Below are 24,731 nucleotides of genomic sequence, written 5' to 3'. Positions count from 1 at the left end.
GTCAGTAGTAGTTGCCCATGAGCGAGGCGACCTCGATCAGCAGCAGGACGGCGAACATGCGGGCCAGGCCCCCCAGCTCCGAATCGGGCTGGGTGCGGTCACCAGTGTCGTACAGGCCAGCCGCCATGGGAATGAGCGCCACGGCCAGACTGAAGAACACCGTCTTGAGCACGAACACCATCGTCACGCTGGGCGTGAACACCTGGCCAAACATGCGCGTGTAGCTGGGCGCCCCCGCCAAGTTGAAACCATACACCCCCAGATAGGCCAGCACCAGTGCCACCACGCAGCTGAGCGCGGCGAGCGTGATGCACGCGAATACGCCCGCGATCACCCGCGGCAGAAGCTCGATGCGCACCGGGTCCGAGCCCTGGGCGCGCAGCGCGTCGAACCGGCCGTTCTGCCGCAGGCGGGTGATCTGCGTGCCGTTGGGAATGGTGCAGCGCATCGCCACGAACAGCGCGGCCGTGAGCGGGATCAGCTCGAGCACCAGCACGCGGATCACCATCTCCAGCGCATAGCGCGAAAGGCCATAGCTGAGCGCCGTGACCACGACGATGCGCGTCAGCACCAGGCTGATCAGCGCCGCCAGCACCGTGAACCCCAGCAGCACGGGTGCCGTATCGAGGTACAGATGGCGCGCCAGCGCCCTGCGCGTGCCCTTGCCGTAACTGGACGGAGACAGCACCAGCACGAGCACGACGGCGCCCAGGTACAGGATGCGCCACCACGCGACCGCCCAGCGCCGCGCGGTATTCCACACGCGTTCGGGCAGGGAGAGGCCGGGCAAGCGCGAAATCATGGCCGGATCATAGCGGCGTGACCCGGGCCCGCACCGACCACGAGCCGCCAGGGCCATTGCGAGTGTTTTTGGCCTCCAGCGCTTCATTCATAAGCGCTAAAAGCTATCATTTCAGGAGCAATAGGCTGCACGGAGGAAACAGCTCTTCACATCCTCGCGACCACCCGGCATGGCCGTGCCGCCGGCGGGCCGCCCGGCTGGCCTACACATGGCGCTTTCCCACGCCGGCCGAGGCAGCCACGGCAGACTGCTCATCGGCGCGCGCATGCAGGGCCTCGATGATGTGGCAGTGCGTGTCCGACCCGTCGCAGCGGTTGCGCAGCGCGAGCAGGTCGGCCTCCAGCGTGAGCAGTTCCGCCAGGCGGCCCCGCACATGCTGAAGGTGCTCATCCAGCGTGTCACGCGCGGCTTCGCAGTCCTGCTTGCGGGTCCAGTCCAGCGCCAGCAGGGTGCGCACCTCGTCCAGCGACATGTCCATCGCGCGGCACAGGCGGATGAAGCGCAGGCGGTGCACATCGTCCGCGCTGTACAGGCGATAGCTGTTGTCCTCCCGGACACCAGGCGCGAGCAGCCCTTCCTTTTCGTAGTAGCGGATGTTCGCGGCGGACACGCCCGATTGCCGGGCTGCCTCGCCGATGCGGTACTGGGGGGTTTGTGCAACCGGCTGTGCCATCGCTTGACCTTCAAGTGACTTCAAGGTTTCCAATGATGCCATCACATTGAAAACCCTCCCGGGAGAAAGAAGAACCGCCATGTCCGCACATTGCCATCACCATTCCAACGACGGCCACGACCACGGTGCCCCCACCAGCGCGGACCCGCGCTACCGCCGCATCCTCTGGGTGGCGCTCATCGTCAATGCCGCGATGTTCCTGCTCGAAATCGGAGCGGGCCTGCAGTCCGGTTCGGCATCGCTGCTGGCCGACGCCATCGACTTCCTGGGCGACGCGGCCAACTACGCCCTCTCGCTGTGGGTGCTGGCCATGGCCCTGGCATGGCGCGCACGCGCCGCGCTGGTCAAGGGGGCCAGCATGCTGGTGTTCGGCCTCGTGGTCGTGGGACGCGTGGCCTGGGGCGCCTGGCAGGGAATTGCGCCCGAACCCCTGACGATGGGCAGCGTGGGCTTGCTGGCCCTGGCCGCGAACCTGGGCGTGGCGGTGCTGCTGTACGCCTACCGCGAAGGCGATGCCAACATGCGCAGCGTGTGGCTGTGCACGCGCAATGACGTGCTGGGCAACCTCGCGGTGATGGGCGCGGCGCTGGGGGTGTTCGGCACGGGCACGGCCTGGCCGGACCTGGCGGTGGCTGCCGTCATGGCATGGCTGGCCATCACCGGGGGCTGGAGCGTGATCCGCCAGGCACGCCAGGAACTGGCGGGTGGTGCTGCCCGCCCGCAGCCGCAAGGGCACTGAGCCATGCGCGTGCACCTGTCCACCCGCTTGAACGCGCCGCCCGAGTGGGTGGCCACGCAGCTGCAAAGCACCGCCGTCTTTCGCCACATCACCGCGCCCCTCATGCGGTTCCGGCCCGTGCAAGGCGCGCGATGGCCCGCGCACTGGGAACAGGGCGAGTTCGCGCTGGACATGCGGCTGCTGGGCGTGCTGCCCATGGGCCCCCAGACCGTGCGCATTTCCATCGAGCCGCCACCGCAGGCAGGCGGCTGGCCCACGCTGCGCGACAACGGCGACGGCCTGCTCATGCGCCGCTGGGACCACCGCATCACGCTCGAGCCCCTGCCGGACGGCACGACCCTGTACACCGACGACGTGAAGGTCGTGGCCCGCCACCTGCCCTGGCTGATGACGCCGGTGAGCACCGCATTCGCCCAGGTGTTCTACCGGCATCGCCAGCACCGCTGGCGCGAGCTGGCGGAACAGCACGCGAGGCTGCGGGCGGCAGAACATGCAGCGCCCTCCTGTGCGCGGCACGAACGCCGAGCGTTCGAGCATCTGCTCGCCGGCTTTGCGAACCAGCCGGAGGCCCCCCCGGCGGTGCGCTGGCGGTGGTTGGAGGCAGCGCATGTGCTGGGCCAGCCTTCGCTGCCCCTGCACTGGAGATCGCACTGGGCGATGCTGCGCTACGCGCTGCAGCTGCGGGATTCGCACGAGGCCGCCGGCCAGATGGCGCGGCTCGCGCTGGTACCGCTGGGCCACCTGCTGGCCCGCCTGCCCGCCGGGAACATCGGACGCGCGCACGTCAGCGCCTTCCGGCCCATGGCGCCAGACCCCGCGGTGGCTGCGCTCATCGAACGGGCGCTGCAGGATGGCACAGCCAGCCGTCCCGGCACGGCCATCCGGTAGCTGAGGGCTACCGGCGATCCGCTGCGGCGAAACTGCCAGTGCCAGTGCCGGTGCCTGCGCGGCGCGGCAGCTCGCTGCAACGCTCGAAAAAGGCGTCCAGCTCGGTGGACTTGTCGAATACCCCATCGGCGCCCAACTCCTCGCACCGGCGGCGCATGTCCGCCGTCGCATAGTTGGACAACACGTAGACATGCTGTCCGGGCCTGCCCTGCCGCGCGCCAGGCGTTGCGCGCAGCCGGTCCCCGCGCTGCAGGGCCTGCAGCACCTCGATCCCGGAGCCTTCGCGCAGGAACAGGTCCACCACCATGAGCTGCCAGTCTTCCCGCCAGTGCGCGACGGCCTCCGTGGCGTCGCTGGCGGTTTCGGCGATGGCGAGGACGCGCGCGTCCGCCAGTTCCTCCAGCGCGGGCACCAGAGTTTCCTGGATGGTTTTGCTGTCTTCGACAAGGATGGTGTTGAGGGGCATCTGGGAGCTGCGTTTTCTGTTGTGATGCTGCCTACAATGTCGCCTGATCCGACCTCCCGGCCTGTAGGCGATGGCGCCGCGTCCCCGATGGCAGAAGTTGATTCTTCATACTCAGCGAGACTTACCTATGCCCAGCGCAACGAAGCAGCCCCAGCCCTCCGAGATCGATGAGGTACTGAACCGCAACCTGGAAACGGCCGAGCAGATCAAGGCCACGGCCAACGAGCTCGATGTCGTGCACGCGGTGCTCACGACACAAATTCCCACCGACGCCCTGCAAGGCGACCTGCAGGCGGCGGTGGAGCGCACGGATCAGCTCGAGCAGCAATTGAGCGACACCGCCGAGGCACTCGACCAGTCCAACGCGCTGCTGCAACGCCACATCGCGGCCAAGCCCCAGTGAGGGGCATGGGCGCAGGCCAGGCAACCCTGGGGCGGCCGGTGCGGCGCCAGGCCCTCCCTGGACAGGCCCGCCGGATTCGACAGGGACTTCTTATGCCCTGGGCCGGCTTCGCCCCCCGCGGGCTGCGGGGCCCAGGTTTCTCGGGCGTGCTGCATTCGCCTGTTCCAGCCACAGGAGCGAGTCCATCTGCGACAGGAAGCGCCGCAGGTAGTCGGGCGAGAGGCCCCGCATCAGGCTGAGCGACCGCAGCATGAGCTTGTGCGGGTTGAGCGGCCCCGCGTTCTCCGGTCCACGGTCCAGCGCCTGCACCACCTGCTGCTCCGCGGCAATGCGGGACCACACCTCGCCGAACTGGCGCACGCTCTTCATGTCCGACGCGCTGGCACCGCCTTCGATGCGCACCCGTTCCGCATCGGCCTGCGCCCGTGCATCCAGGTCGCGGTTGAGCCGGGCCAGGGGTGATGCCGCCGGTGGCTCGACCGCGCCGGGGGCCGGCCCGCCGGCCGCGCGGGCTCCGTCCGCATAGGCCCCAACGGCCCGCCGCAGCCGCTGTTCCAGTATCTGCTGCACCGCGGGGGGCTGTGCGGGCAGGCGCGCGGCCAGCACCTCCAGGTAGCGGTAGCGCACGGGGTCGTGGCGGTCCGCACCCTCGGCGCGCAGGGATTCGAGCGTGGGTTCACTCATGCCGCGCAGGCTTTGCACCCGATGCCTTGGGCACGGGAGCCATTTCCACGCGGCGGTTCTGCGCGCGGCCTTTTTCATCCGCGTTGGAGGCCACCGGCTGCTCCGCGCCGAACGCTGCGGCGAACACCTGCGACGACGGCATGCCTTCGTCGATCAGCGCCCGCGCCACCGTCAGCGCCCGCTGGGCGGACAGCTCGAGGTTGTCGGCAAAGCGCTGCTGGCTGCCGCGCAGCAGTGTGGTGTTGTCGGTGAACCCGCTCACCATCAGCATCTCGTCGCGTTCGCGCAGGTACACCTGCAGGGGCTGCACGAGGCTCCTGAGAAGCTGGCGGCCTTCGGGCCGCAACTCGTCGGAGCCCGTGGCGAACAGCACGCTGCCGCTGATCCCGATGCGGCCGTCATTCACCGTCACACGGCCGCTGGCCAAGGGGATGGCCAGCGCCTTCTCCAGGGCCATGCGGCGCTGCTCTTCCTGCTGGCGCTTTTCCACCTCCTGCCTGAGGCTGGCCACCAGATCGATCTGCACCACCAGCACGCCCACCAGGATCAGCACGAAGGCGCCCAGCAGGCCGGCCATGAGATCGCCGAACACGGCCCATACCGGCGCGGTCTGCTCGGTCCCCTCGTCGAGGGCGTCGTCCAGGCCCATCATCCGGCCACCTCCGGTTCGGCAGCGGCCACCGCCCTGCCCTTGAGCCGGCGCAGGTCTTCCACAATGCCCTGCTGCGACGCGATGCTCAGGTCGATCACTTCGCGTGCCTGCGCCACGTAGTAGGCCAGTTGCTCGTCACTGCGCGACAGGGACTGGCCGATGGCGCCTTCGATGCGCTGCAGGCTGTCCATGAGCTTTTCGTTGCTGGCGGTGAACAGCCCCACGCCGTGGCCAAAGGCCTCGCCCAGGCTCGACAGCTCCACCGCGCTGGCGACCACGTGGGTGGCCGCTTCGTCCGCCTTGCCGACCTGGCTGTCCAGCGCCTGTGCAAACTGCGATGCCGCCTGCTCCAGCACCGAAGCGGCCGTTCCCACCAGGGATTCGATGGCACCGCGCTGCTCTACAGCGGCCTCGTTGACGGACTGGAGCAGCGTACCCAGCTGCTCCATCATGGCCGTGCGCTCGGCCAGCGCCACGTTGTCGCGCTCGCTCAGTTGCGTCATCTCATGGCGCAGCTGGGCGATGACCTCCGCAGCCGCCTGCGGCACGTCGGACGCCGTCTGCAGCAGGCGCGTGAGCGGTGCTTCCAGCGCCGACCCCAGCGTGGCCAGGTGCTGGGCCACGGCCTCCTGCAAGGCCTCCAGGCGGTCGACTGCCGCACGCCCGCGCTCAGCCTCGGCATCGCGCAGCGCCGCCAGCTCGGTGCGCCACACGCCTGCCAGCGCATCCATGCGGTCGCCCTGCGCCTGCAGCCACTGGGCCTCCGCGTCGGTGCGGGTGCGCAGCAAGGCTTCGGACTGGTCCATCAGGCGCGCGGTGCCGTCCAGGGTCTTGGCCACCTGCTCGCCCATGCGGCCGGTGAGCCCGGTCACCGCGGTCTCGAGGGCATCGCACACGGCCTGCTGGCGCTCCAGCGTCTGGGTGCTCACGCGTTGCCATTCGGCCGTCAGCGACTGCGCAATACCCTCCATGGACGCGTTCCAGCCGGCCAGGCGCGCCTGGTCGGCCGACATCTGGGCCGTGTGGGACTGCGCCACCGTGTCCTGCAACGACGACAGCAGCGCGCTGGAGCGCTGGTCGAACGATTGCGTGGCCGATCGCAGCGACTCGCCCAGCTGCGCGCCAGCACCTGCGAGCGCCTGCGCCACGCCCCGCTGCTGGGCTGCGGCCTGCTCGCCCGCGCGCTCCCATTGGGCGGCGAGTGAGCGGGCCGTGTCTTCCATCGATGCGCGCCAGCCGGCGATGCGCTGCTCGTCGGCCGCTGCCTGGGCCGCGTGGGTGTGCGCCACCGTGTCCTGCAGCGACGCGACCAGGGCCGTGGAGCGCTGCTCGAAAGCCTGGGTGGCCGCCAGCAGGGACTGGTCCAGGCGCGCCGTGGCGCCCTCCAGCGCGTCGCGCATGCCCTGCTGCTGCTCCACGGCGCGTGTGCCCGCCCGCTCCCACTGCGCCGCCAGCGTCTCGCCCATGCCCTCCATCGACCGGGTCCACCCCGCCAGGCGCTGTTCGTCGGCCGCCTTCTGGGCGGCGTGCGACTGCGCCGCCGTGTCCTGCAGCGCCGCGTGCAGCGCCGCGGAGCGTTGCTCGAACGACTGGGTCACCGACTGCAGCGCCCCATCGAACCCGCCCATCAGGCGGTCCTGCACTTGCGTGTGCTTGTCCAGGGCCGATGTCCAGGTGTCCGAGACCTGGCGGGCCGTGCCCTCCCACTGGGCCGACAGCGCCTGCATCTGGGCCGCCGTGGCTTCGGTCAGCCGCTGGTGCGCGCGTTGCGATTCCTGCGCCAGTTCGGCCATGGCCTGCTCGACCACGGGCCGCAGCGTTTCGCCGGCCACGCGGGCGCTGGCGCCCAGGCTGTCGTGCAGCGATGCGCCCACGGCGCCCGCCAGCTGGGTGTAGGCCGACGACGCCTCACCATGGAAATCCTTCTGCTGCGCCAGCAATTGCGCGGCCAGCTTGTCGTGGCGGCGTTCCAGCCCTTCCACCAGGCCCTGAAGGCGCTCGGCGATCAGCGGCATGGCCTGTGCCTGGGCCTGCAGCGCCTGGAAGGTCTCCTCGCGGCGATGGCTCGCCGAGAACGGGCGGAACACGGTGGGAATGTGCGCATCGAGCTGCCGCACGGCCACCAGCCGCTCACGACGGGCGATCGCGGACATGAGGCCCAGCATGGCCGAGGCCGCCACGCCCGCCACCGAGGTGCCGAACGACAGGCCCAGGCCCTTGATGGGCTCGGCCAGGGCGGCGCGGATGCCCTCCAGGCTGCCCGAGGTCTCCAGGGCAAACACCGCGCCCTTGAAGGTGACCACCATCCCGAGGAAGGTCCCGAGCATGCCCAGCATGACCAGCAGTCCCACCAGATACGGCGTGAGGGCCGGCCCCGGGAGCACGGCACGCTCCCCCTCGATGCGCTGGCGCACCGGGTGGCGCAGCGCGGCGGGCAGGCGGTCGAGCCAGGAGCCCAGGTCCACCAGGGGCTGCTGCGCGCCATCCGCCAGCGCCGTGGTCAATGCCACGGTGCCGCGGCGAAACTGCACCAGCTCCAGCGCACCCAGCACATAGACCGCGCCGATCACCACCGTCATCGCCAGTGCCAGCGGGCTCGACCCTACGAATCCCCCACCGACCCATCCCACTGCCGCCAGGCCCAGGGCAAATACGGCGGCCATCACACTCTTGTTCATTCGTGTCGTTCCAAGTTCTCGTTGCGGGCTGCTTCCAGCAGGCCCAGGATCGGTTGCAGCCGCACATGCATCTCGGCCAGAAGCAGCGCCTGCATGTCGCGCTCGAACGCGTGCAGCCACCCGCCGGGCAGGCGCCAGCGCTGCGGGTCATCCGGCAGCCCCTGGGCCGAAAGCCGCTCCTGGTGGGCGCAGCGCATTTGCACCAGGCGCCGGTCCAGGTGCGCGGACAGGGAGGCCCACAGGCGCTGTTCGCGCACAAAGCTCAGTTGTTCCATCACGGCATCGAGTGCCGCCAGTTGCCTGAGGCCCCGGGAGCCTTGCGACACCCCGTGGCGCACCTGCGCGCGCAAGCCCAGCAACTTCGCATCCATCTGCTTTTGCAGGCCCAGGTAGCGCGGCGCATGAAAACCGTACTCGGCCTCGGCCTGCGGGTCCGGCGCCTGGGCGCGCGTGTTGTCGGCGCGCTCGCGGGCCGGCTTGGCGGGTGCGGGCTTGGACGACGCCAGCGCCGTCAGCTCTGCCTGGGTGCGCTGAAACAGCGCTTGCAGTGCCTGCAGGTCCGCCCCGTCCGCGCCCGCAACCTCCCCCTGCGGGAAGGCGTCGATGGCATGCAGCGAACGGCTCAGCGTGACGGCGTCCACCGTGCTCAGCCATTGGCCCAGCTCCTGCGCCACGTCGGCGCGCGCGGCCGCACCCGCATCGGCCTGCATCCATTGCTGGAGCAGGACAACCAGTCCTGAGCTGCTGAGTCTGTGGTGCGGATACATCCCTGGAAAACCATTTCACTGCGCTTCTTGCCGCCCTCCCGGAGGGCGGGGGCATCAGGGAACCGGTCCCCAGTGGGCAAAACCAGCTATTTTCGCAGGAACCGCGGGCCGCCCTGCCGCGCCGGGCCCGAGGTTGCAGGTGTTACATCTGGTCCAAGGCAAAAACCTGGCCAGGGGCCCGTGCCGGCGGGAGCGCCTCCCCACCTCCTTCCCCGCGCGCACAAGCCTTGACGCCGCTCAAGCCGGGCACGGGGATTGCATGGTCCAATCCGGCGGTTGTCCCTCCCCCCACGGCCCGTCGCTGCGCACCATGCCGAGTTCTCCCGCTGTTCCTCCCATGCCCTCCACCCCCACGCCCGCTGCCGCCGTAGCGCCCCACACGCTCACGGAAGACGCGGTGGCCATCTTCACGGGGGTGCTGCTGATCTCAGTGGGCGTGGCGTTTTTCACCAATGCGGGATTGCTCACCGGGGGCACGGCAGGCCTTGCCTTCCTGTTGCACTACGCCACGGGCATCGGTTTCGGCAAGATTTTCTTCGTCCTCAACCTGCCCTTCTACTGGCTGGCCCTGCGCAAGCTGGGGCGTGCGTTCACGGTCAAGACCTTTGCCGCCGTGCTGCTGCTGTCGCTGCTGACCGAACTGCAGGCGCAGTTCCTGCAGTTTGCACAGCTGCAGCCGCCGTATGCGGCCATCGCGGGGGGACTTATCACGGGCACGGGGTTCCTGGTGCTGTTTCGCCACCGGTGCAGCCTGGGCGGCGTGGGGATAGCCGCGCTCTATCTGCAGGAACGCTACGGCTGGCGCGCGGGCAAGATCCAGATGGCCGTGGATTGCGGCATCGTGCTGCTGGCGCTGTGGACGGTGGAACCCCTTCGCGTCGCCTGGTCCATCGCCGGGGCCGTGGCGCTGAACCTGGTGCTGGCCATGAACCACCGCCCGGGGCGCTACATGGCGGTATGAGCGGCCTGGGCGGCCCGGCGATGGCCGCCAGATGACAATATGGAAAGGCGCCGGGAACCTTGGGGCCCGCCGCCGTATCATTGGTGGATGCGTCGCGGCCTCTATTTCGTGTTGATGTTGGTGCTGGTCCTCCGGGGCCTCACCGGCACGGCCATGGCCGCGGGCGTCTTGCCGCCGCTGCTCCCCGCGGGCACGTCGCACCCGCAGGAACATTCCCATCACCATGCCGCTGGCGGCGACTCCATCGGCACGGCGGGGCAGGAGCACCACCAGGGCCTGCCTGCCGGAGAGGGCGGGGACGGACAGAACCCTGCCCACGCCCCTGGCCATGCCATGCTGGCCGCTGCCTCCGCCGGGTGCGACGGCACCAGTGTCGGCTGCGCGGCGCACGAGCACCACTCCGCCGCCTGCTCGGCGTGCGAGATCTGCCATTCCGCGATGCTGGATGCGCCCATGGCGCCAGCACCGGATCACCCCCCCACGGGCGCCATGCTGCCCGTCGCCTCCGCGCAGTTTGACAGTGCTCCCGCGGCACTGGCCATTAAGCCACCCATCGCCTGACCTCTGACGCCCGAAGTGCGTCTGCCCGAGCCCCACAGCCACCCGCCATCGGGTGGCGGGGCGGCAGCGCCATGCCCTGTTCGTCTGTTGTCTGGAGATCGCCATGCGCGCCCCCATTTCACTTTTCCTGTCTTTACCGTCGCTCCGGCGAGCAGCCTGCCTGGTGCTGCTCGCACCGGCACTTTCACTCGCCAACGGCACCGCATCCCCGGACACGGGATCCCTGCCCTTCCCTGCGGCGGACCCCGATGCGCCCACGGCGGCGCTGGTCCACCGCGCCACCGGGCCCCAGCCTGCGCTGGCGCAGGAGGCGCCCGCACCCCATGCATGGCGTGATGCGCACAGGGCGGTGGCCGCCTTCCCCCGCGGCCATGCCGACATCCTGGCCTGGGAGGCACGGCAGGGCGCCCAGCCTCCCACCCCCAGCGCCCCGACGCCACAGGGGCCCCGCGCCAGACGCGGCGACTCCCACGGCATCCACGGAAGCCAGGGCGGTTCCGCAACCCCGCAACCCTCCCCGCATGGCCACCACCACGCGCCCGGGAGCCGGCCATGAGCGCGCCGCAGTTCCTTTCTTCAACGGCACGCCGCCGTCCCGCACGCCTGTCCGTGCTGGCCGCTGCGGCCGTGCTCGCGGGCTGCGCCAGCGTCTCGCCCGACGGCCTGCGGGGCGACGTGGCCGCGCTCACCGCGGGCCGAACGGGCAGCACGCAAGCCGCGGCCCTGCCCGCCAGCGACGCGGCAGCCCGGGCCAAGGCGGAGCAGTCCTTGCAGGGGTGGCTGGCCCAGCCCCTCACGCAGGATGCCGCCGTGCGCATCGCCTTGCTCAACAACCCCGGCCTGCAGGCGCGGCTGGCTGCCCTGGGCGTGGCGGATGCCGAACGCGTGCAGGCCATCACGCTGCCCAACCCACACCTGGCCCTGGGGCGCTTCACCAACAGCCAGGAGCGTGAAATCGAGCGCACCCTGGCCTTCAGCCTGCTGGATCTCATCACCCTGCCATGGCGCAGCCAGCGCCAGGAAGAGCGCATGCAGATCGCCACGCTGCAAGCCGCGCAGGAGGTGGTGGCGCTGGCCGCCGACACACGGCGCGCCTGGCTGCGCGCCGTGGCTGCCGAACAGGTCAGCGCCACGCACGACCGCATGGTGCAAGCCGCAGAAGCCGGGGCCGAACTGGCCCGCCGCATGGCGCGCGTAGGCAACTGGAGCCGCCTGCAGCACGCCCGTGAACAGGCGGTGCTGCAAGAGGCCATCCGCCTGCGTGCCCGCGCCCGGCTTGCCGCCGCCACCGAGCGCGAACAGCTCAACCGCCGCCTGGGCCTGTGGGGACTACAGGCGCAGTACCGCCTGGCGGACGCGCTTCCCCCCCTTCCAGACGGCGCCTTGCCCGCGGACGGCATCGAATCCATCGCATTGCGCGAGCGGCTGGATGTGCAGGCCGCACGCCGCCAGCTCGACACCCAGGCGGTCCGCCAGGGCTGGAGCCGCGCGGGGGCCGTGTTTGGCGACGTGGGCCTGGCCTACAGCCGCAACACCGCCGCCGAGCGCGGCTCCGGCCACCGCGAGATCACGCGCGGCTGGGAGATCGATGCGCCCCTTCCCCTGTTCGACTGGGGCGGTGCCGCCCGCACCCGGGCCCAGGCCCAGGTGGAGCAAAGCGCTGCCCAGCTGCAGGAGACCGCCGTGCGCGCCCGTGGCGAAGTGCGCGCCGCGTGGCTCACCTACCGCACCGCGCTCGACCTGGCGCGCCAGCAGCGCGACGAGGTGGTGCCCCTGCGCCAGCTCATCACCCAGGAGACCACCCTGCGCTACAACGGCATGCTCGCCAGCGTTTGGGAATTGCTGGCCGAGGCGCGCGCCAGCACGCAGTCGGTGGCCAACGCCATCGAAGCCCAGCGCGATTTCTGGCTGGCCGAGACCGACCTGCAGCTCACCCTCACCGGCACGTCGCCGGGCGCGCTGCAAGACCTGGCAGCCACCGCTGCCCCCTCCTCATCCCCACAAGGCCACTGACATGCAAAGACGCCATTTCTTCTCCGGCGCCGCCACGGCCGTGGCCGCTGTTTCCGTAAGCCGCGCGGCCCTGGCCGCCTTGCCCGAGCCCGCCATGCAAAGCAGCGCCGATACGTCCGCGCCGCTGCACCCGCCCACGGGCCGCCCCTACAACCCCGTGGTCACCCTCAACGGCTGGACCACCCCCTGGCGCATGAACGCGGGCGTCAAGGAGTTCCACCTGGTGGCCGAACCCGTGGTGCGCGAGGTCGCGCCGGGCTTCGTCGTCAACATGTGGGGCTACAACGGGCAGAGCCCCGGCCCCACCATCGAGGTGGTGGAGGGCGACCGCGTGCGCATCTTCGTCACCAACAGGCTGCCCGAGCACACCACCATCCACTGGCACGGCCAGCGCCTGCCCAACGGCATGGACGGCGTGGGCGGGCTCAACCAGAACGCCATCCAGCCGGGCAAGACCTTTGTCTACGAATTCACGGCACGCCGCCCGGGCACCTTCATGTACCACCCGCATGCGGACGAAATGGTGCAGATGGCCATGGGCATGATGGGCCTGTGGATCACGCACCCGAAGGCGGCGCACCCGCACATCGCCCCCGTGCAGCGCGACTATGCCTTCCTGCTCAACGCGTTCGACGTGGAGCCTGGCAGCCGCACGCCCAAGGTCAACACCATGCTGGACCACAACATCTGGTGCTGGAACAGCCGGGTGTTCCCCGCCATCAGCCCGCTGGTGGCGCGCCAGGGCGAGCGCGTGCGCATCCGCGTGGGCAACCTCACCATGACCAACCACCCCATCCACCTGCATGGGCACGAGTTCGAGGTGACCGGCACCGACGGCGGCCCCGTGCCCAAAGGCGCGCGTTGGCCCGAGGTGACCACCGACGTGGCCGTGGGCCAGATGCGCCAGATCGAGCTCATCGCCGACGAGCCCGGCGACTGGGCATTGCACTGCCACAAGAGCCACCACACCATGGGTGCCATGGGGCACGACGTGCCCACCATGATCGGCGTTCAGCACGAGGGCCTTGTCGGCAAGATCCAGAAGATCGTGCCCGACTACATGGTGATGGGCGAGCGCGGCATGGCCGACATGGGTGCGATGGAAATGCCCCTGCCCGACAACACCTTCCCCATGATGACCGGCACCGGCCCTTATGGCCCGCTGGAGATGGGCGGCATGTTCACCACCTTCAAGGTGCGCGCCGGCCAGGCGGCGGGCGACTACCGGGACCCGGGCGACTACCCGCAGCCGCCCGGCACCCAGGCCCAGGAATGGAACGGCCTCGCGGCCAGCACCCCGCACCCGCCCCGCGGCGACACGCCAGGCACAGCAACCGGCGCGGCCTCCGCGCGCAAGCCCGCGGCCAGCGGACATCGGCACTGACATCCACGGCCAGCACCTCCCCCATTGAAAAGGAATCATCCATCGTGAAAACTATCAAATTCATAGCAGCCATCGCTTTACTGGCATCCGCAACCAGCAGTTTTTCCCATGAAAACATGCCGCACCCCGGGGCCCGCGCAGCGGCGGTGAAGGAACAGAAGGCATGGGGCATCGCGGGCGACACCCAGGCCGTGGCCCGCACCATCACCCTGCGCATGACGGACGACATGCGCTTTACCCCCAGCCACATCGAAGTGCGCGAGGGTGAAACCGTGCGGCTGCGCGCCGAGAACAAGGGCCAGGTGCTGCACGAGGTCGTGATCGGCACCAAGGCCGACCTGGACGCACACGCCGAGATGATGGCCAAACACCCCGGCATGGAGCACGACGAGCCCTACATGGCCCATGTGGGCGCGGGCAAGAAAGGCGACATCGTGTGGCAGTTCAACCGCGCGGGCCAGTTCGACTTTGCCTGCCTCATCGCGGGCCACTACCAGGCGGGCATGACCGGCACCATCACCGTGCTGCCCCGCAAGCCGTGATACCGCCCCGCACCCCAGGAGAACCCATGAACCGATACACCACGGCCGCGCACGGCGCCGCCCTGCACCAAGCCACGGGCACGACAACATCCGCAGGCCAGTCCAGCCGCCGCCAGTGGCTGGCCACCACGCTGCCCCTGCTGGGTACCGCGCTGGCAACCGCCACGCTGCCGGGGCTGGCCCGAGCCGCTACGGGCACCGCCACCCCGGTGGAAGTGTGGAAAGACCCCAGTTGCGGCTGCTGCAAGGACTGGGTGGACCACATGCAAGCCAGCGGCTTCAAGGTGACGGTGCACGAGACCGGCAACAACGCTGTGCGCGCCCGCCTCGGCCTGCCGCCAAAGCTGGGCTCGTGCCACACCGCGCTGGTGGGCGGCTACCTCATCGAGGGGCACGTTCCCGCGAGCGATGTCCGCACTTTGCTGCGGCAAAAGCCCCCGGCCCTGGGGCTGGCCGTGCCGGGCATGCCCATCGGCTCGCCCGGCATGGATGGCGCCGCCTATGGCAACCGCCGCGACCCTTACGACGTGCTGCTGGTCGCCCGCGACGGCACCACCCGCGTCTTCAACAGCTACCACGCCACCACAGCGAAAGGCACCCCATGAAATCCTTGCAAGCCATCACCGCCTCCACCCTCCTTCCGGTCCTGGCCGCGCTCGCGCTGGCTGCAGCGGCGCAGCACGCCGTGGCCCAGGTGCCTGCGGCCGCCCCCGGCCAAGCAGCGTCCGCGCACGCCGGTGGTCAGGATGCGCTCAGCGAAGGCGAGATCACCCGCTGGGACGCGCGCACGCTGCGCGTCACCCTTCGCCACGGAGAGATCAAAAACCTGGACATGCCACCCATGACCATGGTCTTTCGCGTGCAGGACGCCAGCGTGGTGGGCGACCTGAAACCCGGCGACAAGGTGCGTTTCAGGGCCGAACAGGTGGGCGGGGCCTACCACGTCACGCGCCTCGAAAAAGCGCCCTGACAGGATCGCCCGGAGCCCTGACACCGCGCAAGGACAGCGCGGTGCCCGGGCACATAATCAAAGCCATGAGTTCATCCCCCCACGTCCTGGCCGGCAGCGCCGGCAGCATCACCCGTGTGGCCGGCATCGAAGTCGGCCACTTCACAGAAACCCGTCGCCCCACGGGCTGCACCGTCATCATCACCCGCGAGGGCGCGGTGGCAGGCGTGGACGTGCGCGGCGCCGCGCCCGGCACGCGCGAGACGGATCTGCTCGACCCATCGAATCTGGTGGACAAGGTGCACGCCATCATGCTGGCCGGGGGCAGTGCCTGGGGGCTGGATGCCGCCACCGGCGCCGTGCGCTGGCTCGAAGAGCGCGGCATCGGCTTCGACGTGGCGGTGGGTCGCCTGCCCATCGTGCCCGCCGCCGTGCTGTTCGACCTGCTGGTGGGAGACATGCGCATCCGCCCGGATGCCGCGGCGGGGTATGCGGCGTGCGATGCGGCCTCCACCGCAGACCCCGCAGAAGGCAATGTGGGCGCTGGCACCGGCGCGGCCCTGGGCAAGATCTTCGGCATCCAGCGCGCCATGAAGGGCGGCATCGGCACCGCCTCGGTCACGGTCGATGGCGTGACCGTGGGGGCCCTCATTGCCTGCAATGCGCTGGGCGACGTGGTGGACCCGGACACCGCCCAGGTGATCGCCGGCGCCCGCACCGACGACGGCCTGCGCCTGCGCGACACCCGCCGCGCCCTGCTGCGCGGCGACCCGCCACAGCCGCTGCTGGCGGGCACCAACACCACCATCGGCGTGGTCGCCACCGACGCCGCCATCACCAAGGTCCAGGCCCATCGCCTGGCCGTTGCCGCCCACGACGGGCTGGCCCGCAGCATCAACCCCGTGCACACCATGTCGGATGGCGACACGATCTTCAGCCTGGGCACCGGCCGCGCCAACAAGAGCCTGGGCATGATGGTCCTGGCCACCATGGCCGCGGAAGCCACGGCCATCGCCACGGCGCGGGCAGCACGGGCAGCACGCGCGATCACCACGGCGGAGGGACTGCACCTGCCCTGGGCGGGCGACCTGGGATGACGCTTCCCTGATCCCTGGCCGGCCACGCCTGCCCGGTTGACGGCGATGCAGGCACTGCCGTTGGGGCTTCCCGCGCGGGCCACCGCACGGCAGGCCAGCGCCGAAGAAGGCGTGCGCATTGCCCCCCGCCGGCCCGGCGCAACGGCGCCCCTCGCCAGAGGATTCCAGGCACGGCGGCTGGAACAGCCGACACGGCAAGCCCCCCGGAAGCCCCTATGATGCATACGCCGGACGGACCCCATGCGCCGGGCTTCCGGCAGCCGTGCAGTGCGGCCCGGCCGCGCGGCGGGCTTCGAGCACCACAGTTCCGATTGCAACGAGGAGAACCCATGAAAGACCCGACCCGTCTACGGCGCGCCTGGCTGCTGTGCCTGCCTCTCCTGGTGAACGCCCAGGCCGCGATGGCCCAGGACCAGTTCGTGGACCTGCAGTCGAACGGAGGCTATGCCTCCTACCGCCTGCCGGACGACACCACCCAGGTGGACCTGAGCGAACAGACGCAAGGCGCCTGCCGCTTCAACAGAACCTGGGGCTATGACCTGACCCGCCGCGAGCTGTGGACCAACGGCGGCTGCGGCGGCCGCTTCAAGGTCACCCGGGCCTACGCGTCCGGCAACAGCCAGAGTGGCTCCAATGCCGGCGCGGCCGTGGCTGCCGTGGCGGCCATCGCAGGCATTGCCCTGCTGGCCAACCACAACCGGCATGACGACGACCGGAGGCCCGAGTACCCGGACTATCCCGACTACGGTGGCCGTGGCGGGGAGATCCGTGTGGACGGCCGCCTGTGCCTGGACGTGACCAAGGGCAACATCCGGCCTGGCACCCCGCTGCAGGTGTATGACTGCAACGGCACGGCATCCCAGCGCTTCAGCGTGGGCCGGAGCGGCGAAATCCGCGTGCGTGACCTGTGCGTGGATGTGGACCGTGGCGATCCACGCGACGGCGCGCGCGTGGTGCTGTGGTCGTGCTCCGGCTCCCGCAGCCAGAGCTGGTCCACACGGGGTGGGCAGATCGTGAGCCAGCTCAATGGCAAGTGCCTGGACGTGGAAGACGGCCGGGTCCGCCAGGGAGCGCCCACCATGGTGTGGCCATGCAACCGCAGCCCCAGCCAGCGCTGGTGGTGGTAAGGAGCCCGAGATGACGACGATGACGAATCCCGCCCTTCGCCTTCTTGGCGCTGCCGCCTGCACGCTGGCGCTGATGGCAGCGGGCCACGCAGCCGACACCCCCGTGTCCTCGCCCGCCACGCCGCCCAGGCCTGCCGCTGCCGGCCAGAAACCCGCACCCAAGCCCCTCGCCAACCGGCTCCAGGCCATCTGCTCCTCCGCCGATCTCAACCACGATGGCAGCGTCTCGCTGGATGAGTTTCACCAGGACATCGTGCGCAGCTGGCACAGCCTGGGCCCTGACGCGGACGGCTATGTCCCGCTCTCCGGCCTGGCGAACGTGCCCCGCATGGGCAAGGGCCGGTTGAAGCGGCTGGCGGCCACCGACAAGGACGGTGACGGCAGGCTTTCGTTCAAGGAGGTTGTGGAAACCCGCATGGCCTACTTCGAAGCCGCGGACACGGACCAGAATGACGAGCTGTCGCTGCAGGAATGCGTGGCCTACGAGCGCCAGCGGCGCAGCAGCAAGCCGTAGATGCCGTGGGAGCCCCGGGATGCGGCGTAGGCTACGGCGCCTCGGACGCTTCCCGCATCCTGGCCATGATCGCCTCGATGTAGGGATCATGCAGCCCGTGCTCCCGCAGCGCACGATCAAGCGCCAGCACGTAGTCAATATTGGGGCCAAACACGCCACGGGCGCGGGCGACCAGCCGTGCCACGGTGGAGGCTGACGCGTCCTGCTCGTGCTGTGGGTGCTCGGTGTTGGCCACGAAAGTAATGGCATGGACCGTACCGCCCCCGGCCAGCTGCACCGGCAACCACCGCGGCACATAGCTGCCGCCCGTCATCTCGCGCGTCCACAGCAGGCGGACTTCGTCGCGGGCCGTGGGTGTGGCAAGCCTCAGCGCCACCCCCTGGACCTCGCCGCCGGACAGCAGGGAGAGCACGCGGCCAGGCTGCCCGGGACTGCCCCGCCCCGAGATGGAGCGCAGGCAGAAGCTGCGGTGCCAGCCCCGCAGCGTGGCCGTGCGCTGTTCTTCGAAGACCATGAGCGGGTTCCAGATGAGCGAGCCATACCCGAAGACCCAGACAGGGCCGCCGGGGCGCTGGGCCCAGGTCTCTGCAAAGGACTGATCGAGCCGTGCATCCGTCCATGAGGCATGTTCCGGCATGGCCAGGTGGCTGCGAAAGCTGCCGTTGCCGAGGTTCTCGCGGGTCAGGATCGTCATGGGAGCGACGGCGCCAGGGTGGGCACGGAAGATGAAGCAGTAGACAGTTTGCCATGCTGCCCCCGTCCTGCGCACGGGGCCGCAGGGGCGGGGCCCGGCACATACCGCACCAACGGATACGTTTGCTCCCCTGGCGCGGCCGCGCATGCACGGATAATCAGCGTGCCCCGGCCCCGCAGGGAGCATCGCCGGCACCGCGGCCGGCCATCCGCCCTGATTCAACCGCCTCCGGCGTGATACCCGTACCCGCTCCCTTCTCGCAGCCCCCGCCGTCCACCCTTTGCACTCCACACCGATCACATGTCCCAGGCCTTTCGCAACACCCTGCTTTCCCTGCGCGACCTGATCGTGTCGGCCGGCCCGCTTGCCTTTCTGGCGGTGGGGCTGCTGATGGTGGCGTACTGGTGGCTCAACCCCAACCCGCCCAAGACGGTGACGCTGGCCACCGGCCCCGGTCAGAGTGCGTATGAAGAGTTTGGCAAGCGTTACCAGAAAGCGCTGGCGGTGGACGGCATCGAGGTCGTGCTGCTGCCCAGCGACGGGTCCTCGCACAACCTCCAGCTGCTGCGCGAGGGGAAGGCCGACGTAGCATTCGTGCAGGGCGGCACGGCCGAACTGCAGCCTGATGATGCGGACGCGCTGGTATCGCTGGGCAGCCTGTTTGTAGAGCCCGTGTGGCTGTTCTACCGGACGGAATCCGCCGAGCGTGCCTACAACGTACCCAGGCTCGACAGCCTGCGCCAGCTGCGCGGCTGGCGTGTGAATGTGGGGTCCGAAGGCAGTGGCGTGCCCAAGCTGATGGAACGCCTGCTCGACGCGAACAAGGTGGAGCCCGGCGCGGTGAAGATGTCGCGGCTGGAGCAGACGCCTGCCACCATGGATTTTCTGGCGGGCAAGCTCGATGCGCTGGTTTTTGCCTCCGCCCCTGAATCGCTGATGGTGCAGATGCTGCTGCAGACGCCCGGCGTGCAACTGCTCGACTTCGCCCAGCATGAGGCCTATGCGAGGCGCTTTCCGTTCCTGACGCCGGTGACCCTGCCACGTGGCGTGGTGGACCTGGCCGCCAATGTGCCCACACGGGACGTGCGCCTGGTCGCCTCCACCACCTCGCTGCTGGCGCGCGAGGGCACGCACCCCGCTTTGCTGACCCTGTTCGCACAGAACGCGCAGAAGCTGCACGGCGGCTCGGGCTGGTTCAACCGCGCACGGGAGTTCCCCAACTCGCGCAGCAGCGAACTGCCCATCGCCAAGGAAGGCGACCGTGCCATGAACGAGCCCGTCCCCATGCTGCAGCGCTACCTGCCGTTCTGGATGGCCAATCTGATTGAGCGCATGTGGCTCGTGCTGGGCATCCTGCTGGCGATCATGCTGCCACTGTCGCGCATCGTGCCGCCGCTGTACCAGTTCCGGGTGCGTTCACGCGTGTTCCGCTGGTATGGCCGGCTTCGCGAGATCGAGAACGACATGGAAGCGGGCAAGGCGGATTCGGCCGAACTCCTCAAGGCCCTGAACACGCTGGAGGCACAGGCCGAAAAGGTGAGCGTGCCGCTGTCCTACGCCGACGAGCTGTACGCGCTGCGCAACCATATTCACCTGGTGCGCAAGAAGCTGCTGCGCGCATGACCCACGGGGCTTGACCCCCATGGCGGGGAAAGGCGCCCCGTCGCAGCCGCTGGACCAGGGCCTGGAATGCCGCCGGAGCCGGGGCCGGGGCCGGTTGGTTTCTAGCGCGTCTTGGAAGAGGAAGACCTGGAGCCCGACGTCGACCCGGATCCGCCCGAACCCTTGCGGGCCGCTCCTGCGGCGACGGCATCCAGGGCACGGGTGGTGGCCGGCAGGGTTGGCACGACGCGCAACGAACCCTCCGCGGCCAGCTTGTCGCGCATGCGCCGCGTCATGGACTGCGTGCTCGCATCGGGCGCCGTGAACAGGAACAGCGTGCCATGCGGACTGGCCCAGGTGAGCTGGGTGCGCACCAGCCGACCATTGGTGATGAGCTCGACCCAGGCACCGATCACGAAATCGGCATAGGGATCGGGGGCTGCCTCGACAGGCGCCTGTGCGCTGTCCTCCGGTACCGGGGCGGAGGACGCGGCTTCGGCAGGCTGCGGCGCCGGCGGCGGAGCATCGGCCTCCGGCTCTGGCTCTGCCTGAGGCGCTGCCGCCACGGGGGCGGGCGCGGGCTTTTCAAAGGCAGACTGGTGCAGGCCCACCAGCCGCTGCAAGAAGGCGCTGGTCTGAACGGCAGGGTAGTTGACGGTCTTGAGACCTTTGCGCAGCTTGGCCAGCAAGCCGGGAATCGCCTCATTCAGGCGGTCAGGCTCCTTGCGCGTCAGGTCTGGCTGCGAACTCCACAGCAGCACTGGAACCAGCGCCAGATAGCCACCAGGATCTTCATCCCGGCTGTCGTCCGCCTTCAATACCTGCGCCAGCGCGATCACATCGGCCCAGGGACCTGCCGCAAAATCGAGCACGTCGGCAGGGACATTCTCCAGATCCGGCAGCTTGCGGATGTCCGCCGCAATCTTCTCGGCCAGCATTTCGCGCTGTTCGGCATGCAACAGGGCTTTCTGCTGCGCCTCCTGGTGGGCCTTGATCTTCTGCTCCTGCGCCTCCCAGGCGGATTGCAGGGCCTTGAGCACCGTGTCGAAGGGCCCCGCATCCTTGATTTCGTTGGTGGTGAGGTGCTCCACCGCCCCATTGAGCAGGCGCATGAAGCGGCTGAACCCGGGCGTGGATTCCGCGGTGAAAGCGAGGCTGCGCTGCGTCAGCTCGTCGAGCAGGCGCCGGGCGGGATGGGTTCCGTCGGAGAAGAACCGCCCATCGTGCCGCACCAGTTGCTTGAGCGCAGGCTCCAGACTCTTCACGGCCTGCTGGACCTGCGGCAGCAGGCGGGAGTCTTGCGCAATGTTCTCCATCATGCGGCCGACCACTTCGATGGCCATGGCCGTGGACTGCGTGGCGGCCTCCATCGGCATGGCCGCATAGACCACCGGCGCCACCCCGGGGCCCCGCCATCCCGACAGCGGGGCCGACAGCGAAGCCGACTGGCTGCCACTTGCAAGGCGGCCCACCAGGCGTTCAAGCTGGGCCATGTCCTCGATGGCCTCCGCCGCGGCGCCCGCAGGGAAATAGCCACCGCCATGGGGCATCGCCTGTGCTCCGGCCACGACGCCCCCCACTTGAGGCGACGCCACCCACGCAGGCTGCAGCGCCACCGGCTGCGAGGGCATCGCCGCCCCGTACGCACGCGGATCGAAGGGGTCGCCACCCGCCAGCATCTGGCGCAGGATGCCCACGGTCAACAGGGCCTCTTCCGCGGCGGGCGCCATGGGCGACTGCATGGAATCGCCGCTCCAGCCGGTCGACGGGCCGATTCCCCGGCCATAGCCGGTGGTGCCATAGTCTCCCATCGGTGCTGCCATGGAGTTTCCGTAGCCGGAATACCCCCCGCCATAGCCCGTCCCCATGCCGGTGTTCATGCCAGGGCCGCCGTATCCTCCGCCGCGCCCCGAGTTTCCGGAAGGCGTGCCCAGCACCGCATAGCCGACCGGCTGCACGCCGTGCTCTCTCAGGCTCGCAGCGGTTTTCTTGTATTCATCGACCAGGAGCTTGCCCAGCAGATCGCGCATGTGCTGCATCCACAGCTGGCGCACCTCGGGCGAGACACCGGTGTCGCCCACGACCTGCTGGAGGGCGCGGATGTAGCTTTCAGGGCGCAAGGGGTTGCGCTCGGGCTGCACGCTGCGCAGGCCTTGCGCCGAACTGACCAGGGTATTGAGTTCGGCCAGCACCGCGTCGGTGGCGTGCAGTGCCGACTGCTGCGCCTTGGAGAGTTCCACCTGCGCCTGCATCTCGCTCTCATCCATGAGCGAGAGTTCGCCGAAGTCCATGCCCGTGTCTTCCGCCGAACTGCGGCCTTTGGCGATGCCCGGCCCTTCGGCGAAGATCTCCAGCAAGGCCATGGGGTAGCCCTTGACCAGCGCAGCCTCATGCTGGTTCAGCAGCCGCAGGCTGTCGCTGACTAGGTTGCGCTGCTGGATGTTGCGGTTGGCCGACTCTTCCTCCGTCAAGGCCGCCTGCGTGACCTTGACCAGTTGCTGCATCAGCGCCTCGCCCCCGCGCACGGCGTTGACGACACAGGCACGGAAAACGGTTCTCGAGCGAGACGCAGTCTGGGACATGGTGGGGGAAGGAATCGGACGACAAGTTTCCAGATGCAATGCTACTTGACCTGACGCCTTATTTGAGGGCTTTGAAACGCATCCGCTTGGGCTTTGCACCCTCTTCACCCAGGCGTTTCTTCTTGTCCGCCTCGTATTCCTGGTAATTGCCGTCAAAGAACGTCCACTGGCTGTCACCTTCGGCGGCCAGGATGTGCGTGGCGATCCGGTCCAGGAACCAGCGATCGTGGCTGATTACCAACATCGTGCCGGCGAATTCCAGCAGCGCATCTTCCAGAGCCCGCAAAGTTTCCACGTCCAGATCGTTGGACGGCTCATCGAGCATCAGCACGTTGCCGCCAGCAATCAGCGTCTTGGCCAGGTGCAGGCGGCCGCGTTCGCCGCCGGAAAGCATGCCGACCTTCTTTTGCTGGTCGCCGCCATTGAAGTTGAACCGGCCACAGTAGGCGCGGCTCGCCATCTGGAACTTGCCGACATTGAGAATGTCAAGTCCGCCGGACACGTCTTCCCACACCGTCTTGTCGTTGGACAGGTCATCGCGGTGCTGGTCCACGAAGGCCATCTTGACGGTGGAGCCAATGACGACTTCGCCCGAATCCGGCTTTTCCTTGCCGGCAATCAGCTTGAACAGCGTGGATTTACCTGCGCCATTGGGGCCGATGATGCCGACGATGGCGCCCGCGGGAATGTTGAAGCTCAGGTTGTCGATCAGCACCCGGTCGCCAAAGGACTTGGTGACGTTCTTGAACTCGATCACCTGGCTGCCCAGGCGGTCGGCCACGGGAATGAAGATTTCGTTCGTTTCGTTGCGCTTTTGGTATTCGTAGTCGCTCAATTCCTCGAAGCGGGCCAGGCGGGCCTTGCTCTTGGCCTGGCGGGCCTTGGGGTTCTGGCGCGACCATTCCAGTTCCTTCTTCAGGGCCTTGGCACGGGCTTCTTCGCCCTTTTGCTCGGCTTCCAGGCGTGCGCCCTTTTGCGTGAGCCAGTCGGAGTAATTGCCCTTGTAGGGAATGCCGGAGCCACGGTCCAGTTCCAGGATCCACTCGGCCGCGTTGTCCAGGAAGTAGCGATCATGGGTGATGGCCACCACGGTGCCGGAGTAGCGCTGCAGGAACTGCTCCAGCCAGTCCACGGATTCCGCGTCCAAGTGGTTGGTGGGTTCGTCGAGCAGCAGCATGTCGGGCTTGGAGAGCAGCAGGCGGCACAGGGCCACGCGGCGCTTCTCACCACCAGAAAGCACGCCGATGTTGGCATCCCACGGGGGCAGGCGCAGCGCGTCGGCGGCAATTTCAAGCTGGTGCTCGGAGTCGGTGCCGGCGGTGGCGATGATGGCCTCCAGCTCGGCCTGTTCGGCGGCCAGCGCATCAAAGTCGGCGTCTTCGGCGCCGTAGGCGGTGTAGACCTCCTCCAGGCGGGCCTTGGCGGCAAATAGCTTGCCCATGCCCGCTTCCACGCTCTCCCGCACGGTTTGCGTGGGATCCAGCTGGGGCTCCTGGGGCAGGTAGCCGATGTTCAGGCCCGCCATGGGAATGGCTTCGCCCTCGATTTCCTTGTCCAGGCCCGCCATGATTTTCAGGAGGGTGGACTTGCCCGAACCGTTGGTTCCCAGCACGCCGATCTTGGCGCCCGGGAAGAAGCTCAGGGAGATGTCTTTCAAGATCTGCCGCTTGGGCGGCACGATCTTGCCGACGCGGTTCATGGAGAAAACGTATTGGGCCATTGAATGTCAAACCTGCAAAAGTGAGCAGAAATTCTGCGTGCAAACCGAGATTATCGGGCCATGCGACAATACCCACCGTAGCGGGCTCCAGTTGCCCGTCACATCAGCACACTGCTGGGGACGAAAGAAGCAACGCTTCCGGGCTCCCAATCCTGAACCTCATCAGCCTGAGACTGGCTCGGCAACCCCCCGGTTGCACGACAGGTTGATACCCAGCGCCCCGGACGGGCGCA

General features: G+C 68.9%; 24 protein-coding genes. 14 read left to right on the top strand and 10 right to left on the bottom strand.

Annotation, left to right across the window (positions count from 1 at the left end; genetic code table 11):
• Position 1: 1 nt before the first annotated feature.
• Together AC07OC_RS07590 and AC07OC_RS07585 are read right to left on the bottom strand one after the other, a co-directional pair.
• Complete coding sequence (locus AC07OC_RS07590; RefSeq protein ID WP_218294271.1) at positions 2 to 802, bottom strand: MlaE family ABC transporter permease; 801 nt, start codon at positions 800 to 802, stop codon at positions 2 to 4.
• 202 nt (positions 803 to 1,004) lie between these two features.
• Complete coding sequence (locus AC07OC_RS07585) at positions 1,005 to 1,475, bottom strand: Cd(II)/Pb(II)-responsive transcriptional regulator (RefSeq protein ID WP_218338890.1); 471 nt, start codon at positions 1,473 to 1,475, stop codon at positions 1,005 to 1,007.
• 79 nt (positions 1,476 to 1,554) lie between these two features.
• On the opposite strand from AC07OC_RS07585, the gene AC07OC_RS07580 reads away from it, so the two are divergent.
• Both AC07OC_RS07580 and AC07OC_RS07575 read left to right on the top strand, forming a co-directional pair.
• Positions 1,555 to 2,214 (top strand): cation efflux transmembrane domain-containing protein, encoded by a 660-nt coding sequence (locus tag AC07OC_RS07580; protein ID WP_218294269.1) that lies wholly within the window; start codon positions 1,555 to 1,557, stop codon positions 2,212 to 2,214.
• A 3-nt stretch (positions 2,215 to 2,217) separates the two neighbouring features.
• Positions 2,218 to 3,102 (top strand): DUF3703 domain-containing protein, encoded by an 885-nt coding sequence (locus AC07OC_RS07575; RefSeq protein WP_218338891.1) that lies wholly within the window; start codon positions 2,218 to 2,220, stop codon positions 3,100 to 3,102.
• A gap of 7 nt (positions 3,103 to 3,109) precedes the next feature.
• On the opposite strand, the gene AC07OC_RS07570 is transcribed toward AC07OC_RS07575, so the two are convergent.
• Positions 3,110 to 3,568 carry a response regulator gene (locus AC07OC_RS07570; RefSeq protein WP_494600705.1) on the bottom strand — a complete coding sequence of 153 codons (459 nt, stop codon included), beginning with the start codon at positions 3,566 to 3,568 and terminating at the stop codon, positions 3,110 to 3,112.
• Between the two features lie 127 nt (positions 3,569 to 3,695).
• Here AC07OC_RS07570 and AC07OC_RS07565 point away from each other — a divergent pair, with 127 nt between their 5' ends.
• A complete protein-coding gene (locus AC07OC_RS07565; protein WP_218294266.1) occupies positions 3,696 to 3,971 on the top strand; it encodes a hypothetical protein in 276 nt (91 codons plus the stop codon).
• 90 nt (positions 3,972 to 4,061) lie between these two features.
• On the opposite strand, the gene AC07OC_RS07560 is transcribed toward AC07OC_RS07565, so the two are convergent.
• The 4 genes from AC07OC_RS07560 to AC07OC_RS07545 are packed head-to-tail and all read right to left on the bottom strand — an operon-like array spanning position 4,062 to position 8,752.
• Positions 4,062 to 4,655: a DUF2894 domain-containing protein gene (locus AC07OC_RS07560; RefSeq protein WP_218294265.1), complete on the bottom strand. Its 594-nt coding sequence runs from the start codon at positions 4,653 to 4,655 to the stop codon at positions 4,062 to 4,064.
• Complete coding sequence (locus AC07OC_RS07555) at positions 4,648 to 5,307, bottom strand: OmpA family protein (RefSeq protein WP_218294264.1); 660 nt, start codon at positions 5,305 to 5,307, stop codon at positions 4,648 to 4,650. The genes AC07OC_RS07560 and AC07OC_RS07555 overlap by 8 nt, the downstream gene beginning before the upstream one ends.
• The gene (locus tag AC07OC_RS07550) at positions 5,304 to 7,985 is read right to left on the bottom strand and encodes a DUF802 domain-containing protein (RefSeq protein ID WP_218338893.1); all 2,682 of its coding nucleotides are present in this window, start codon (positions 7,983 to 7,985) and stop codon (positions 5,304 to 5,306) included. The genes AC07OC_RS07555 and AC07OC_RS07550 overlap by 4 nt, the downstream gene beginning before the upstream one ends.
• Positions 7,982 to 8,752 carry a DUF3348 family protein gene (locus tag AC07OC_RS07545; protein ID WP_218338894.1) on the bottom strand — a complete coding sequence of 257 codons (771 nt, stop codon included), beginning with the start codon at positions 8,750 to 8,752 and terminating at the stop codon, positions 7,982 to 7,984. Before AC07OC_RS07545 ends, AC07OC_RS07550 begins: the two co-directional genes overlap by 4 nt.
• 337 nt (positions 8,753 to 9,089) lie before the next feature.
• On the opposite strand from AC07OC_RS07545, the gene AC07OC_RS07540 reads away from it, so the two are divergent.
• The 10 genes from AC07OC_RS07540 to AC07OC_RS07495 all read left to right on the top strand — a co-directional run bounded on the left by AC07OC_RS07540 (position 9,090) and on the right by AC07OC_RS07495 (position 17,900).
• Positions 9,090 to 9,713 carry a YitT family protein gene (locus tag AC07OC_RS07540; RefSeq protein WP_218338895.1) on the top strand — a complete coding sequence of 208 codons (624 nt, stop codon included), beginning with the start codon at positions 9,090 to 9,092 and terminating at the stop codon, positions 9,711 to 9,713.
• Between the two features lie 87 nt (positions 9,714 to 9,800).
• Positions 9,801 to 10,274, top strand: a complete 474-nt coding sequence (locus AC07OC_RS07535; RefSeq protein ID WP_494600702.1) for a hypothetical protein — start codon at positions 9,801 to 9,803, stop codon at positions 10,272 to 10,274.
• Positions 10,275 to 10,826: 552 nt separating this feature from the next.
• A complete protein-coding gene (locus AC07OC_RS07530) occupies positions 10,827 to 12,287 on the top strand; it encodes a TolC family protein (protein ID WP_218338897.1) in 1,461 nt (486 codons plus the stop codon).
• A 1-nt stretch (position 12,288) separates the two neighbouring features.
• The gene (locus tag AC07OC_RS07525; RefSeq protein ID WP_218338898.1) at positions 12,289 to 13,671 is read left to right on the top strand and encodes a multicopper oxidase family protein; all 1,383 of its coding nucleotides are present in this window, start codon (positions 12,289 to 12,291) and stop codon (positions 13,669 to 13,671) included.
• Positions 13,672 to 13,715: 44 nt separating this feature from the next.
• Positions 13,716 to 14,213: a cupredoxin domain-containing protein gene (locus AC07OC_RS07520; protein ID WP_218338899.1), complete on the top strand. Its 498-nt coding sequence runs from the start codon at positions 13,716 to 13,718 to the stop codon at positions 14,211 to 14,213.
• 26 nt (positions 14,214 to 14,239) lie between these two features.
• On the top strand, positions 14,240 to 14,818 hold the full coding sequence (locus AC07OC_RS07515; protein ID WP_494600699.1) for a DUF411 domain-containing protein: 579 nt from the start codon (positions 14,240 to 14,242) through the stop codon (positions 14,816 to 14,818).
• Complete coding sequence (locus AC07OC_RS07510; protein WP_218338901.1) at positions 14,815 to 15,183, top strand: copper-binding protein; 369 nt, start codon at positions 14,815 to 14,817, stop codon at positions 15,181 to 15,183. Before AC07OC_RS07515 ends, AC07OC_RS07510 begins: the two co-directional genes overlap by 4 nt.
• A gap of 65 nt (positions 15,184 to 15,248) precedes the next feature.
• Positions 15,249 to 16,259, top strand: coding sequence for a P1 family peptidase (locus AC07OC_RS07505; RefSeq protein ID WP_218338902.1), 1,011 nt, complete (start codon positions 15,249 to 15,251; stop codon positions 16,257 to 16,259).
• 329 nt (positions 16,260 to 16,588) lie between these two features.
• Positions 16,589 to 17,386 (top strand): lectin, encoded by a 798-nt coding sequence (locus AC07OC_RS07500; RefSeq protein ID WP_218294253.1) that lies wholly within the window; start codon positions 16,589 to 16,591, stop codon positions 17,384 to 17,386.
• A gap of 10 nt (positions 17,387 to 17,396) precedes the next feature.
• Positions 17,397 to 17,900 carry an EF-hand domain-containing protein gene (locus tag AC07OC_RS07495; RefSeq protein WP_218338903.1) on the top strand — a complete coding sequence of 168 codons (504 nt, stop codon included), beginning with the start codon at positions 17,397 to 17,399 and terminating at the stop codon, positions 17,898 to 17,900.
• Between the two features lie 31 nt (positions 17,901 to 17,931).
• Here AC07OC_RS07495 and AC07OC_RS07490 read toward each other — a convergent pair whose 3' ends face one another.
• Entirely contained in the window at positions 17,932 to 18,594 is a 663-nt protein-coding gene (locus AC07OC_RS07490; RefSeq protein ID WP_218338904.1) for a gamma-glutamylcyclotransferase, read from the bottom strand.
• A 300-nt stretch (positions 18,595 to 18,894) separates the two neighbouring features.
• On the opposite strand from AC07OC_RS07490, the gene AC07OC_RS07485 reads away from it, so the two are divergent.
• The gene (locus tag AC07OC_RS07485; protein ID WP_218294250.1) at positions 18,895 to 20,217 is read left to right on the top strand and encodes a TAXI family TRAP transporter solute-binding subunit; all 1,323 of its coding nucleotides are present in this window, start codon (positions 18,895 to 18,897) and stop codon (positions 20,215 to 20,217) included.
• Positions 20,218 to 20,318: 101 nt separating this feature from the next.
• Here AC07OC_RS07485 and AC07OC_RS07480 read toward each other — a convergent pair whose 3' ends face one another.
• Positions 20,319 to 22,778 carry a DUF1631 family protein gene (locus tag AC07OC_RS07480; RefSeq protein WP_494600696.1) on the bottom strand — a complete coding sequence of 820 codons (2,460 nt, stop codon included), beginning with the start codon at positions 22,776 to 22,778 and terminating at the stop codon, positions 20,319 to 20,321.
• 58 nt (positions 22,779 to 22,836) lie between these two features.
• A complete protein-coding gene (gene ettA / locus AC07OC_RS07475; protein WP_010460919.1) occupies positions 22,837 to 24,498 on the bottom strand; it encodes an energy-dependent translational throttle protein EttA in 1,662 nt (553 codons plus the stop codon).
• Positions 24,499 to 24,731: the final 233 nt, after the last annotated feature.

This window comes from Acidovorax sp. GW821-FHT10E04 (assembly GCF_059415185.1).
The sequence above is the reverse complement of the archived record's forward strand: the minus strand, read 5'-3'. Positions and strand labels throughout refer to the sequence as shown.